The 12894-nt window shown below is 35.3% G+C and carries 13 protein-coding genes, 2 pseudogenes and 1 other annotated feature; of the genes and pseudogenes, 5 read left to right on the plus strand and 10 right to left on the minus strand.

Annotated features, from left to right (window positions below; genetic code table 11):
- Positions 1 to 238: 238 nt before the first annotated feature.
- The 8 genes and pseudogenes from AC2YHV_RS20845 to AC2YHV_RS20880 form a co-directional block, all read right to left on the minus strand.
- On the minus strand, positions 239 to 613 hold the full coding sequence (locus AC2YHV_RS20845; RefSeq protein WP_375564507.1) for a hypothetical protein: 375 nt from the start codon (positions 611 to 613) through the stop codon (positions 239 to 241).
- 232 nt (positions 614 to 845) lie between these two features.
- A complete protein-coding gene (locus tag AC2YHV_RS20850) occupies positions 846 to 1370 on the minus strand; it encodes an N-acetyltransferase family protein (RefSeq protein WP_487374002.1) in 525 nt (174 codons plus the stop codon).
- A gap of 438 nt (positions 1371 to 1808) precedes the next feature.
- Entirely contained in the window at positions 1809 to 1979 is a 171-nt protein-coding gene (locus AC2YHV_RS20855; protein ID WP_202187490.1) for a hypothetical protein, read from the minus strand.
- Positions 1980 to 2329: 350 nt separating this feature from the next.
- A complete protein-coding gene (locus tag AC2YHV_RS20860) occupies positions 2330 to 2962 on the minus strand; it encodes a type 1 glutamine amidotransferase family protein (protein WP_487374003.1) in 633 nt (210 codons plus the stop codon).
- Between the two features lie 219 nt (positions 2963 to 3181).
- Entirely contained in the window at positions 3182 to 3451 is a 270-nt protein-coding gene (locus AC2YHV_RS20865) for a hypothetical protein (protein ID WP_125161921.1), read from the minus strand.
- Between the two features lie 177 nt (positions 3452 to 3628).
- Positions 3629 to 4876, minus strand: coding sequence for an MFS transporter (locus AC2YHV_RS20870; RefSeq protein WP_487374106.1), 1248 nt, complete (start codon positions 4874 to 4876; stop codon positions 3629 to 3631).
- Between the two features lie 122 nt (positions 4877 to 4998).
- Positions 4999 to 5244 (minus strand) — a binding site (T-box leader).
- 270 nt (positions 5245 to 5514) lie between these two features.
- The gene (locus tag AC2YHV_RS20875; protein WP_487374004.1) at positions 5515 to 5898 is read right to left on the minus strand and encodes an N-acetyltransferase family protein; all 384 of its coding nucleotides are present in this window, start codon (positions 5896 to 5898) and stop codon (positions 5515 to 5517) included.
- A 73-nt stretch (positions 5899 to 5971) separates the two neighbouring features.
- Positions 5972 to 6373, minus strand: a pseudogene (locus AC2YHV_RS20880) (transposase); the annotation flags it as partial.
- On the opposite strand from AC2YHV_RS20880, the gene AC2YHV_RS20885 reads away from it, so the two are divergent.
- Positions 6311 to 6436 (plus strand): hypothetical protein, encoded by a 126-nt coding sequence (locus AC2YHV_RS20885; RefSeq protein WP_487374005.1) that lies wholly within the window; start codon positions 6311 to 6313, stop codon positions 6434 to 6436. The pseudogene AC2YHV_RS20880 and the gene AC2YHV_RS20885 overlap by 63 nt on opposite strands.
- Before the next feature lie 27 nt (positions 6437 to 6463).
- Positions 6464 to 6604 (plus strand): hypothetical protein, encoded by a 141-nt coding sequence (locus AC2YHV_RS20890; RefSeq protein WP_487374006.1) that lies wholly within the window; start codon positions 6464 to 6466, stop codon positions 6602 to 6604.
- Between the two features lie 157 nt (positions 6605 to 6761).
- Here AC2YHV_RS20890 and AC2YHV_RS20895 read toward each other — a convergent pair whose 3' ends face one another.
- Complete coding sequence (locus AC2YHV_RS20895) at positions 6762 to 7112, minus strand: hypothetical protein (RefSeq protein WP_487374007.1); 351 nt, start codon at positions 7110 to 7112, stop codon at positions 6762 to 6764.
- A 595-nt stretch (positions 7113 to 7707) separates the two neighbouring features.
- On the opposite strand from AC2YHV_RS20895, the gene AC2YHV_RS20900 reads away from it, so the two are divergent.
- The 3 genes and pseudogenes from AC2YHV_RS20900 to AC2YHV_RS20910 all read left to right on the plus strand — a co-directional run bounded on the left by AC2YHV_RS20900 (position 7708) and on the right by AC2YHV_RS20910 (position 11391).
- Positions 7708 to 8025, plus strand: a complete 318-nt coding sequence (locus tag AC2YHV_RS20900; RefSeq protein WP_487374008.1) for a hypothetical protein — start codon at positions 7708 to 7710, stop codon at positions 8023 to 8025.
- Between the two features lie 619 nt (positions 8026 to 8644).
- Positions 8645 to 10280: pseudogene (locus AC2YHV_RS20905) on the plus strand (spore germination protein).
- A gap of 931 nt (positions 10281 to 11211) precedes the next feature.
- A complete protein-coding gene (locus tag AC2YHV_RS20910; RefSeq protein ID WP_487374009.1) occupies positions 11212 to 11391 on the plus strand; it encodes a hypothetical protein in 180 nt (59 codons plus the stop codon).
- Positions 11392 to 11725: 334 nt separating this feature from the next.
- On the opposite strand, the gene AC2YHV_RS20915 is transcribed toward AC2YHV_RS20910, so the two are convergent.
- Entirely contained in the window at positions 11726 to 12448 is a 723-nt protein-coding gene (locus AC2YHV_RS20915; protein WP_487374010.1) for a hypothetical protein, read from the minus strand.
- Positions 12449 to 12894 lie beyond the last annotated feature (446 nt).

Raw genomic sequence — 12894 nt, forward strand, 5'->3', positions numbered from 1 at the left:
ATTTAGTTTATTTTTAATCTATATACCGACTAGCTTTTATACTAGGGAATTCCTGATAATTCAGGAATTCCCATCTATACGTTGCGTTTTTATGAAAGGCTCTCTTAATCGATAATGTTGAATTTCAGTAAAAAAATATAGGACCCTGGGAGTTCCTTTTTCAGGGGTTCTTAATGAACTAACGCACCCTTTAGTTTAAGTGTAATTGTTCACACACTTATTAATTAAATAGTTACATCTATTTTTTTTCAATCGCCATACGCAAGTTCGAGATAACTCCAATAAGCAATACTAACGAACAAACCATTTTTTCAAAAGGTGTTCCAAACAATTGTTGTATAAATCCAAAAGACCAAAGTACAACAAAAAACCAACATATAACGGTTATTCCTCTTTTGTATTTATATAGTTTAATTCTACCAACAATCAGCGTAAAAACTACTCCAATAATAGAAATAACGAGATTTATAACAGATATTGGTAGCTGTTCAGCGAATGATTCAGACCTTCCACCATTAACCCATGTGAATGGAATACTTTTGTTTATAATAAGAATGTGGATTAAGATAGTCAAAGAGTAAAAAATAAGTCCCATAAATACAGCAGTTTTCATATTAATTTTCCTGAGTTTTTCTAAAATAAAATCACCTCATTTTTCTTTCTGTTTCAATTTTATTAATCCAAGTAATATACTATTCCTATATCTCTTACCATCTGACAGGTAACTGAAAGTAAGATTTCGAAGAGTTATCAAAAATCACCATTATTCTTAAACAGCAAAAAACATCGGCTAGGTATTCTTGTTGAACTAAACTGCCCCGTTAGTGCCATAAGAAAAAGCTGCCTTAAAGACAGCTCTGATCTTCAGTTAACCTTAGAACCATCAAATCCTCATCAAAATAGTGCCCATTATACTTTAAGGCATTTCGTTCTGTACCATATACTTCAAAGCCCAAAGACTTATATAGTTTCTTTGCGGAGTCATTAGCAGATACAACAGTTAAATTTATTTGTTCCAATCCATCAAAATTCTTCGCCCTACTTATAAGTTCATTCATTAATGATTTCCCTAAACCCTGACCTCGATTGCCTGGAGCTATGTACATTCCAAAAACAGTCCCTTTATGTTTGGTTTTGAGATTGTTTTCACGTATAAAAGTAACAATTCCAACTAAAGATTTTCTATTATCAAAAGCACCTACAATGAACTTGTCCCTTATTGGTTTTATTCGCTCCTTTACCGTTTCTAATGAAAATCCCACCTCTCTCTCATATGTTGAACCAAATGCTTCGGGGTTAATTTCCAATGCATTTAATCGCACTTCCTGGTATAAATGGGCATCAGACTCTTTTAAAATACGAATATTCATTAGCTACTCCCTCCGTTTATTTTGCATGAAACTTTGTATAGAAGAGTTTTTCTATACGATTAAGTTTGTATAAAGCATTCTATTTATCACTACTAATATCCTTCTTGAGCTAACCTGCCCCTTTATTAGTTCCATAAGAAAAAGCTGTCTTAAAGACAGCTCCGATCTTCAGCTAAAGCACCCGTTAGTTTAAGTGTATATCTTCACATTTTTATAGACTTATCATTAGTAATGCCGTTGGCTCTAGCCTTCAACTATTGCTATGTATTTCAATATTTCGCCATCAGATTCAACGATTAAAATATCGCCTCTTTCTTCGGTGAAGGCTGCTGACCATTTATCTAAATAAGATTTCCAAAATTCAAACTACTTAGAAGAAGAAGCATCACGAGGAAATAAAGACAAAAAAAAAAACAACTATTCTTCGGATTCCCCTTTTTAATATAGTGAAGAATCAATGTTACATTCATTTAGAGCATTTTCAATTAATAAAAGCTGATCATTAATCATTGATAAGTAGAAAATATGAGAGTTATTTATTTGTTCCTTTAACTCTAGCAGCAGTTTTTTATCCCTTAAAACAAGGTAAACCTCTTCTGGATGTAACATACAACTCTCCTTTCAGTTGGAATATTAATTTTTACCCGGATTATTACATTTAATAACTTGTGAGCAGTAAAGGTTATTTGGTAAAATATACCTTTTTAAAGTTAGTAGTTACCGAAGAAACTATGCTTTTTGAACTACTCTGCCCCTTTAGTGGCATAAGAAAAAGCTGCCTTAAAGACAGCTCCGATCTTCAGCTAACGCACCCGCACCCGTTAGTTTAAGTACATTTCTTTACAATCTCTATTAACTTCTCTAAAATTTTATGTTATGTACTAAAACTATACTTTGGCATCGCATAAAGTATAGAGGTTATTTCAAGTAAAATAAAACTGCCAAGTTGATTTTTAAAATCACTTATTTATTGAGTTCATTAGTTGGAAGAAGCATTCAGGTTTGTGAGTCTTATTTAGGTTATACCACGAGTGTAATGTATCTGGTGCAAATACATCTAATTTTTTCAGTACTTCCATCGCAAATTCCAAAGGAGCTACTCCTGATGCAGTAACCAAATTTTCACCCGTTACTACAGGTTCCATCTCATAAAAATTTTCTCCTTTATAATTGGGACAGACCATTTTAATATACTCTAAGCTATTGCTTGTATGTTTTCTAGAATCTAGATATCCCATATTCGCTAGTCCCTCAATAGCACCACAAATAGCAGCAACAATAGTGCCAAGCTTTAAAGCCACGCCAATTTTTTTCAAGATAGGTTGATGAATAGCTTCTCCCCAAGTATTACCTCCAGGTAGAATTACAAGATCTTTACTATCAAAGTTACATTCATCAAGAGAAATATCTGGTTTTATACTCAGTCCCCCCATCGTAGTAATAATTTCTTTATTCGCTCCTACTGTAATTACTTTTAAAGGTGCTAAATCTTTTTTGAAATATCTTCCTGAATTTAGTTCAGCAATTAAATATCCATATTCCCAGTCTGACATTGTATTAAATACATATAGATAAACTTTTTTTATTTTCATCTACTAACTCTCCAATCATAATTTTCATAGTTTATTTTTTCCACATAAAGCTACTCCACCAAAAAAGAACGTACGTTCCTTTTAATGCAATTATATTCCACAATTAACCAATAGTCAATTTCTTATGGAACTATCCTGCCCCGATAGTTCCATACGAAAAAGCTGCCTTAAAGACAGCTACGATCTTTAGCTAACGCACTTGTTTGTTGAATAAACAATTTAAAATCCATTACCCTGGAATACTATTCTCATTAATTCGACGGCTATAAAGTAAACTAAACCAACGAATATACTAAGACCTAAAGCAAATTTTCTCCAAAGTCCTTTCTCACTAAGAAAAGAAAAAGAGAAGGATATAATAATTCCAAATATCATTAATATACGAAAAGTTGTTACTCCAGGATCAATTACTCGTGTTATATTCGCAGCAAAGAAACAAATAACCAAGATAATTAAAGTAAACGAAATAATCCCTAAATATTTTTTCATGATTCCCCACCCTTCCCTCCATTCTATTTTACGAAAATATAGTAAATGTGTATTTTTTTATTTGGGTATCTTGTCCTTTAGATCCATAAGAAAAGGGCTGCCGAAGCAACCCCTGTTAATGAACTAAAGCACCCGTTAGTTCACTAAGGTTGGGATGTTTTCTTCTAATAATTCTGTTTAAAAACTTTTAGTTCTAACAGATTCAGGCTGGTATAATTGTTTTTTTGAGGGTAACAAGCTAAATATACACAACGTTAAGGAGAGTATCATCATAACCAAGACACCTGAAATCACAACAGTTTGAATTGAAGTAACCAGAGCCGCAGCTCCCATAATACTTGTTGCCGTGATTACTAAAATCGCTTGAAATAAGCTATAAACACTCCCCACTCGCCCCATTACATCAACTGGTATATTGTTCTGATAAAATGTTAGAAAGCCCGTATTAGCATAAGCTATAAAAAAAGCTAAGATAAAGAAACCTACTGCTGCAATGATAAACGTACTTGAAATAGAATAAATAATATACCCAGTTGAGACTAGTACAGACCCCACACCAATTAATAGTGAGGTTTTTATCTTATTAACTATCAATGAGTTAGTTATTGATCCAACTACAATACCTACCCCAGCAATAGTGACCAAAAAACCATATTCACTGTCTGACAAAAAAAGTACCTCTTTGGCAAATGCTGCTTCAAGAGAATCTACTGCATTCGCCATAATAATCATCACACAGCTAAACAAAAAGTAAATCATCATTATGTATCTATATTGACGACTAAAATCAACTACCACATACCAATCCTTTTTTATTATTTCCATTGATAGTTTATTATTCGTTGAGGAAACAACTGTTTGTTTTTCTAAATCAGGCATTAATAACGTAATCATACCTGATAAAAATAATGCTATTGCATTTGTATAGATTGCAAATATTGGAGTACCAATTAAAAACAATAATCCTGCAACAGATGGACCTATTAAAAATGCTCCTGAAGTAACTAAACTATGAAGGGAATTAAATCGTTTTCTTTGTTCTTGCGGAATTAATTTTGTAATGTAAGTCATTGATGTCGGACCAAACATAGAACTCGCCATATTTATGATAAATACTACTAAATAAATGAGGGAAATGGATGGCATAAAAGGTAATAAAGCTATAAATATAGCTCGGAAGATATCAAAAAAAACCATTAGTTTTCGTTTGTTTAATCGGTCAATAATACTTCCAGCCCAAAAATTCGTACATAAAGTAGCCAAGGGTTTGATGATGTATAGAACAGATACTGCAAGAGGAGAGCCAGTCATATCCAAAACAATTAAATTAAGAGATATGAAATAAATCCATTCACCCACATTTGAGACTCCAATTCCTAGTAACAATATTGATGGGAATTTCCAAGACGCAAATTTTTTCTTCAAAACCATCTTATCTCCCTCTATTCTTATTAAAATATAGAACCTTTCTGTTAGAGACCTAACCTATACTTTTGATTTAAATAGTTTAGATACAAATAAAAAAATCCCACCCCCAAGACCTAAGTCTTGGGGACGAGATTTAAAAATCGTGGTACCACCCCAGTTTATTAATATGTCACCATATTAAACTTATCAGGTACAGAAATCCTATACCCTAGCTCTATAACGGGAGCTCCCGTCACACCATCCCCAAAAAGGTTCCAATATGATACTCAGAGGCTTGGTTCAATAAATCATCCTTACTCCTTTCCACCAAACGGAGCTCTCTAGAAAGAATTGATTTTATTTACTTTTCTCTTCATCGTATTTGTTATTAAATTCATATTACCTGTTTTACCTTTTTATGTAAAATATAAATTCTGCATTTATGGCTTATGCAACTATCCTGCCCCTTTAGTTGCATAAGAAAAGGAGCTGCTGTTAGCTCCTGGTAGTGAAGTAAAGCACCTGTTATTTTAGCAAGACCTTATAATAATTTGGACATAAAATACTGGTCGAAAAGTGTGTCATCTATCATTAGTGAGTTTCCTTTTATTCCTTCTATCTCAAAACCCATTTTTTTATATAGAGATACTCCTGCTTCATTTTGAATGACTACTGTGTTCTAACCGTAAGATATTATGAGTTATTGCCCATTCTTCTAACCTTTGAAATAGCTTTGTTCCTATACCACGCCCTGTGTATTCTTTTAAAATACCTATAACTAGGTAGGCTAAATGTTTGGTTCTTCTTGTATCTCCGCCAATGACTGCTAAATATCCTACTAACTGTCCACCTTCTTGTTCTGCAACAAGTACCGTTGAATTACCCTCTTTGTCCATTCGTTCCAACCATTTACGTTGTTGTTCAGGAGACCCTTTTCTTTCTCCTGGTTCCATAAGCATAAAATCAGCTTCAGTTTCAACTTGCTTCATTAGCCAATCAAAACTTTCAGCATCCTCAGGTTTTATCTCTCTAATTAACATCAAAATCCCCCCTTAAATATATCCAATATTATACATCTTAATGAACTATCCTGCCCTGTTAGTTCCATAGGAGTTTCTTATCATAGAAGGCTTTAACCTTTTTGTTCCTTGAACTTCTTATGCCGCATAATACGGCAAGATACAGAGAATGACGTAATCTGCTCGAACCTCTTTTAGTAATACGATTAATGGTTGCCGTAAACTTACCTGATGAGTGAACACTTGGATCTACTCCAGCGAAGGCAACCAGTTTTTTCGGATGATTAAACCGATCGATTTCACCAATTTCAGAGATAATCGTGGCTGCGATTTTTTCTCCTATGCCGGGAATCGATTGGATGATCTTATATTCTTCCAGTTCATTTGCCAGGGCCACTATACGATCTTCCAAATCAGAGAGGTGTCCCTGGTAATGAAAAAGCAACTCAATATACATACGAAGATTGATTATGTGACTTTTATACACGTTTTTTTGGGTATCCGCTTCCGTGGTAAAAAAGCTGGAACAAAAAGAAAATCAGCTCTTATTAATGGCTAAAGAAGAGGTGGAAACCACTAAAAAGAAGTGGCTGCAGCTAAAGAGGAAATAGAAGCAATTAAAGCAGAAAAAAAGGCTTCCTCTCTCGACTTTTCGGAAAGTGAGGAAGAAGCAACGCTCTTTTCTATGGGCCTGAATAAAAAACAAAATAAAAAGGAATATGACTAACCCCGCGATTGGATTGTCATACCATAATTATACAGGAATAACCTCACCAGATAAACCGATAACCCCCGACTAGTCACCGGGGTTTTTTTATGCATATATTCTATCGAGGTTTATTCCCATTAAAAGATTAAAGAAATAAAAAGTACCTGATCAAGTACTAGATCATAGCTAACAAACTACCAACATTTATCATCCCAGTGTTTCTTCTTACAACAACCAGAGTGATGGTCATCATCGCAGCATTTTTTCTTACAACAATCAGAGTGATGGTCATCATCCCAGCGTTTTTTCTTACAACAATCAGAGTGATGGTCATCATCCCAGCGTTTTTTCTTACAACAATCAGAGTGATGGTCATCATCGCAGCATTTTTTCTTACAACAATCAGAGTGATGGTCATCATCGCAGCATTTTTTCTTACAACAATCAGAGTGATGGTCATCATCGCAGCATTTTTTCTTACAACAATCATCGTGTTTCTTATGAACACATTTTTTAAGATGATCATATGTTGTATCTTTAAAAGGCTTACAATGTGGAATAGGATTAAAATGGTTTATTTTAATCACCTCTTTTTTTTTATTTTCGAGGTATTTTATTCATTAAAAGAAGAACTGCTTGTACAATATAGTACAAACAGTGAAAATCCCCCCTTAACTACCAGGTTTGGGTTTTATTTATATAATCTATCGAGGTTATTTAATGCCAGCTGTTTTATCAAGAAATACAAATTCCCTTTTCACAGTCTTGTCCAATCAGTTTTAGTTTCCAATTTATATAATATCGTAAAGTTTTTTCAGGAGGTGAATTTTATGTCATCAAATTCTAATTTTTGCTGTCCCCGCTGTTTCAATAGAATCTGTTGTTGCCCCCCTATCCATCAAGGGTCCAAAGGAGATAAAGGAATCCCAGGGCCCCGAGGACCTCAAGGACCTCCAGGACCTCCCTTCCAATTCAATCCTGCTGTACCGTGTGATTGTTCTTCAACTTTTACGATTAATCAGCAGGCAACTTTGATATTTTCAGGGACTCCAGAAACAGGGATCCTTTCACTCAATGGTTCTATTTGTCCCACTTGTAATAACGCAGGGAGCAATATCACATTGAATTTTGTTGATTCTGACTTATCAGATGGAAATCAAAGCTTTTCTTTTATACCAACTTCAATTGTCCCACCAAGTTGCGGGGATTTTCAAGGAGATTTTTCACAGAGCACACAAGGCACGGGGATTTTTATCCCAGCTGGGGGAACTCCAGTAGTAGCAACTTTTCAACTAATTTTGCTAGAAAGCCCAACACCAGGACAAAACGATAATTTCCAGTTCATCATAGACGCATTTCCACCCGGTGGGGCCCCCTCAATTAACTCTGGATTAACACAAACCTCTGATACTAATATTATTATTACTGACTGTCCTTAAGAAAAAAGGAGAATCCCAGTCTTAAAAACGGGGGTATCTCCTTATTAACTATATATTCTAAAAAGGTTCATTTTTTTATTATATTCCTCATATGCTTGCTTCTGCCGGGCATTAAAAGCTTTTACCTGGTAATAGTGCTGTTCGCAAAAATACCCTTCCAGATCCCCATTTGTCCAACTATAAAGAGGTTTTAACCATTCAACCTGTAGCATCTTTTGGTTGTGTCATCTTTATCGACCTTTCTTTCTTCAAACCCTTATGTACCAATGATTTGAGTGTACGATAATTTGGAATTCTGCATCATTCTCATCAATCCGTTACCCTGCGTTATATCGGCATTACGGAAGAAGAAACAAACAACGTATTGAAACATTTTAGTGTATTTCACTAATCGGTGATGTAAATGTACTAACAGTTTTACAGTAAGTTGGGACACACCATTCTTCATTAGATTCCTATTTCAAAAGATAGTAAGCCCAATTTCTTAGTATTATAAACGAGAAACTGGGCTTTAGTATTGAGAAATCCTTTAAAGTTGCCCCCCCTAAAACTGCCTCATAAAGGAATTTTTTTGGGACAGAATAGAAAGAAAAAGGAAAGTAAGAGGTCTGGTGCTGCTATGGTTTCTTTTTTCAAACAAAAAGGACAAATGAAGACACGTGAGAAGCGAAAGATTGATGAAAAATACCAATCTAAAAGTAAAACACCTGAACTTATTGACAGCTCCATCTCAGCCAATCTGGAAGGTGAAGCAGAAAACGGGTAATAGCCCCGACATTATTATCCGAACGTTGAAAATCAGTCAAAATCCTGAGATTAAAACGACTATTTTGTATGTGCAGGGTCTGATTGATACTCCAAGCGTTACGGACTTTTTAATTGAATCCATCATGAAAAATCCTCATCTAAAAGAAAGGCTACTTCCACATGAAGCGCTCGACGTGATCTCTGAAGATGTGGTTTCAGTCGGCGGTGTAGAAACCGTCATGGACTGGGAAAAATTATTTTTATCATTATTATCAGGGGATAGCATCATTTTTGTTGACGGCATAAACATAGCCCTGGTTGCCAGTACAAAAGGGGGAGAAAGGCGTTCTGTCCAGGAACCAAGCACAAATTCGGTGGTCCGTGGGTCAAGAGAAGGGTTTACTGAATCGAATGCAACAAACATTGCCCTGGTACGCCGCATCATTAACAGTCCGGATTTATGGATAGAGTCGATGAAAATAGGCACTGTGACAAAGACGGATGTTTCCATTATGTATATAAATGGGATTGCAAAAAAAGGAATCGTCGAAGAGGTCAAAGAGCGTCTAAAAGGAATAAATATCGATAGTATTCTTGAATCAGGATATATTGAACAATTGCTAGAAGATCAGGTCATGACCCCATTCCCCACCCTGGATCATACGGAGAGACCGGATAAGGTCGCTGGCAATCTCCTTGAAGGAAGGGTAGCCATTTTTGTTAACGGAACGCCTTTTGTCTTGGTGGCGCCTGCGTTATTTATTCAGTTCTTTCAATCTGTCGAGGACTACTATGCTCGCTTTGATATAGCCTCAGCTATACGTTTTTTACGTATTTCTATTTTCTTTATTTCGCTAATTGCCCCGTCTGTCTATGTAGCAGCTACAACGTATCATCAAGAAATGATTCCTACAAAGCTGCTCGTCATTCTTGCAGCACAACGGGATTCCGTTCCTTTTCCGGCAGTTATCGAAGCATTCATCATGGAAATAACATTTGAACTTTTACGAGAAGCAAGCCTTAGGATGCCCAAAGCCATTGGGGCGACTATGTCCATTGTTGGTGCTCTGGTGATTGGGCAGGCGGCAGTTCAGGCTGGAATTGTATCACCGGCAATGGTCATCATCGTATCGATCACGGCCATTGCAAGTTTTGCGACCCCTTCCTATACCATGGCAACTGCTGCTCGCCTGCTGCGGTTCGTATTTATCATTTGCGCAGGTACAATGGGTTTTTATGGTATGAATTTATTCTTTTTTGTCATCCTAGTTCATTTATGTAGCCTGCGTTCATTCGGAGTTCCTTATATGTCACCACTTGCTCCACTTAACCCGGAAGGACTAGGCGATACGTTCTTCAGGAGACCAATGTGGGCGTTTAAATACAGACCCAAATTTGTAAGCTCCAATAATAACCTGAAAAGGGAAGGCGATAATCAAAGGCCACTGCCTCCTACATCACGTGGAATTAAGACTTCTAACATAAAAAAAGGTGACGGCGATGAATAAGTATTGGACTTGTAACTGTCTTTATTAAACCTATCTCATAATACATAGCTTCGGAAAGGATACCCTTTTTTATATTCTTTATGGAGATTAGCAGGAAAAATAGTAAAGAGCCCAAAATTAGTGAAGTTAAAGATAAATGTAAAAGGACATTATAATTAGCATATCTCAATAAAAACATATCTTAATTTTCTTAAAGCGATTTTATGCATTTCGGCAAGAACGTTACTTTAAGAAAAATAGTCAGTCCCATATCAGCCCACTTGAGAAAAAACAGGTGTCCCATGTCAGCCCACCTGTAAATAATTCATGTACCCATTAAAACACTAGGCTTTGCCTAGGACCACAACGTAGTTGGGGACAGTTTTTCCTTATGCTCTTTCTATGGGGGGTAGGACAAATAAGAATACCCCCGTACCAGCTTTTTTACGGATTGATACAGGGGCATTTGCAATAAGTTTAAACTTAGTATGCCACGAAACCAATATTCAAAAACCTTTTACACACGAAAATCCCCAAGTACTGAGGGAACTTGGCAGCACTCGGGGATTCTAAAACAAAATAATGAAGTTATTAAAAGGAATATATCTTATGTCCTAGTAAAGGATTCTGTTACTCGCCCGGAACGTTGTGGTAAACCTGCTTAGCCTGTTCTCTCTCCTTCTATTTCTTTCTATTCTTCTATGGGAGGATAAAGGTCAGAAATAAGAATACCCTCATACCAGCTGCTTTATGGCTGATACAAGGGTATTTGCAGTTAACAATACAAGGTAGTAATTAATATGCCATCGAACGGAAATTATTATTCAAATTCTGATATTTGTTAGAATAAATACACCCTCGTATTGAAAAGGTTTTTGACGGCTAAAAGTCTTTAATGGGTTTTAAAAAGCCTTAAGGATTTGATAAATTGTGTTGTTAAAGGAGTGATGATATGAAGAAAGAAAAAATTGATTTTCCTGAATTAAATAAGCTGTTAAATCGGGTTGAAAAACAGCATGAAGAGCTTCGTAAATTAACTGGCGAAGGCGAACCTTATCAAAACTTAACGAAACAAAAACACGTAACTGTTTATACCGATGATAAAAAAGCTATGAAGTTCTGGGAAGAGTGAGAAAAGAGAGAAAGAGCATAAGGAAAAACTGATATCACCGAGGGTGATATCCTAGGCAAAGCCTAGTGTTTTACATGATATCGTTAATTTCTTTCAGGTGGGCTGACATGGGTCTTAAATGATAATAAAAAAACAGTTATTTAGTGATATCACTAAATGTTAATCAATGTCCCCTTTGCGTCCCCCTATTTTATTGGTTTTTCCGACGAAACTTAGCGATGTTGTTCGCAGTTACAACAAAATAAACCACTTGTGGGCCAAGGGGTTTATCGTCTACTACAGTAACTGATGCACAGATAACATAAAGATCAAAATGTCTAATTCTAATTCTTTTTTATATCTCTAGAAATGGACCAGATCCTGGTGGATGTCCATTTTTCCCATTATACCATCCATATTTTAATGAATTGTATGCGTCTTCAGGTGTTTTTTCCGCAAATCCTGATTGTTGAATAAGGTCTTTTCTTAAAAAAAAGGCATTCACACCATTTGAATCTGTACCAAGAAGTCCATATCCCATTTGTTTTCCTAATGCGGTTAAAGAGGTAAGACTTGCTCCAAAATAATCTGTTCCATTCCAATAATGTGTAGGGTTATATTGCATCACCCACTTTTTTGGTGGTGAAAAAGCAGCATTATACTCTATTACAACAACTCTCGGTTTATAATTACCAAGTTCTTTCCAAACCCAATAATCGTTTCCATCTATATCAATGGACAATAGATCAAATTCAGTTGGTACATTATTTGTTTTAAACAACTTACCTATGTTTTCTTTTGTAATAAAATCTTGGACTAAAACAACTTGATGTAGTCCTTTACTTTTATAGTTGTTTACTAATCTAGTATAAGATTCAGTACTTCCTTCAATTAATAATCCACTCCACTGTTTATACATGGAGAGATAAGAAGTGTTACATTCAATTCCCTCTTCTACTCCAAATTCCACAAAAAATTTATTTGTAGTACCTATCCGATTAAATAGTTCCTCAAGTACTCCGTCTTCTCCATTTTGAGATAGGATTTTTTTTTCATATGCATTTATATTATCTACCACTTATTTTATTCACATCCTTTTCATGGTTTGTTATAGTTTTAATCCCGTCTAATCAGTTAATCTACTCCAAACATGTTTATATTATATTATTATGTTTCCTTATTAAAAGTTCTACTTTCCACATAATTAGTCAATAGTCTATTAATCTACCCTAGCTAAGTAGTGTTATTGTGGAGATAGTGATCATCCTTATTGAGCCGTTACATCCCCTGTCTTTGCAATGGGATGTATATGTATAATAGGCGAACTGTGTCAGTTGATTAAGGAACACAAAAATGATCAATCTTTTTTATAAAAGAATAATCCAATTAAATATTATAAGGGCATGTTTTGATTAATCTTTTTTCAGTAATTTAAGATGTCTCTACGAATCCAAACTCCAAGTAAGGTGGACTTAGGGCTAGTGATAGCAATAATTGATCTTGCGGTAAACCTGCTTAGCCTAA

This window comes from Peribacillus sp. SRI_006 (assembly GCF_057586375.1).

What these genes read in the sequence shown, in the direction of transcription:
- AC2YHV_RS20855 (WP_202187490.1), bottom strand. Translation starts at nt 1,979, where the DNA reads ATGTTACATCCAGAAGAGGTTTACCTTGTTTTAAGGGATAAAAAACTG.
- AC2YHV_RS20845 (WP_375564507.1), bottom strand. Translation starts at nt 613, where the DNA reads ATGAAAACTGCTGTATTTATGGGACTTATTTTTTACTCTTTGACTATC.
- AC2YHV_RS20850 (WP_487374002.1), bottom strand. Translation starts at nt 1,370, where the DNA reads ATGAATATTCGTATTTTAAAAGAGTCTGATGCCCATTTATACCAGGAA.
- AC2YHV_RS20895 (WP_487374007.1), bottom strand. Translation starts at nt 7,112, where the DNA reads ATGATCATCTTAAAAAATGTGTTCATAAGAAACACGATGATTGTTGTA.
- AC2YHV_RS20875 (WP_487374004.1), bottom strand. Translation starts at nt 5,898, where the DNA reads ATGTTAATTAGAGAGATAAAACCTGAGGATGCTGAAAGTTTTGATTGG.
- AC2YHV_RS20910 (WP_487374009.1), top strand. Translation starts at nt 11,212, where the DNA reads ATGAAGAAAGAAAAAATTGATTTTCCTGAATTAAATAAGCTGTTAAAT.
- AC2YHV_RS20885 (WP_487374005.1), top strand. Translation starts at nt 6,311, where the DNA reads ATGAAAAAGCAACTCAATATACATACGAAGATTGATTATGTGACTTTT.
- AC2YHV_RS20865 (WP_125161921.1), bottom strand. Translation starts at nt 3,451, where the DNA reads ATGAAAAAATATTTAGGGATTATTTCGTTTACTTTAATTATCTTGGTT.
- AC2YHV_RS20860 (WP_487374003.1), bottom strand. Translation starts at nt 2,962, where the DNA reads ATGAAAATAAAAAAAGTTTATCTATATGTATTTAATACAATGTCAGAC.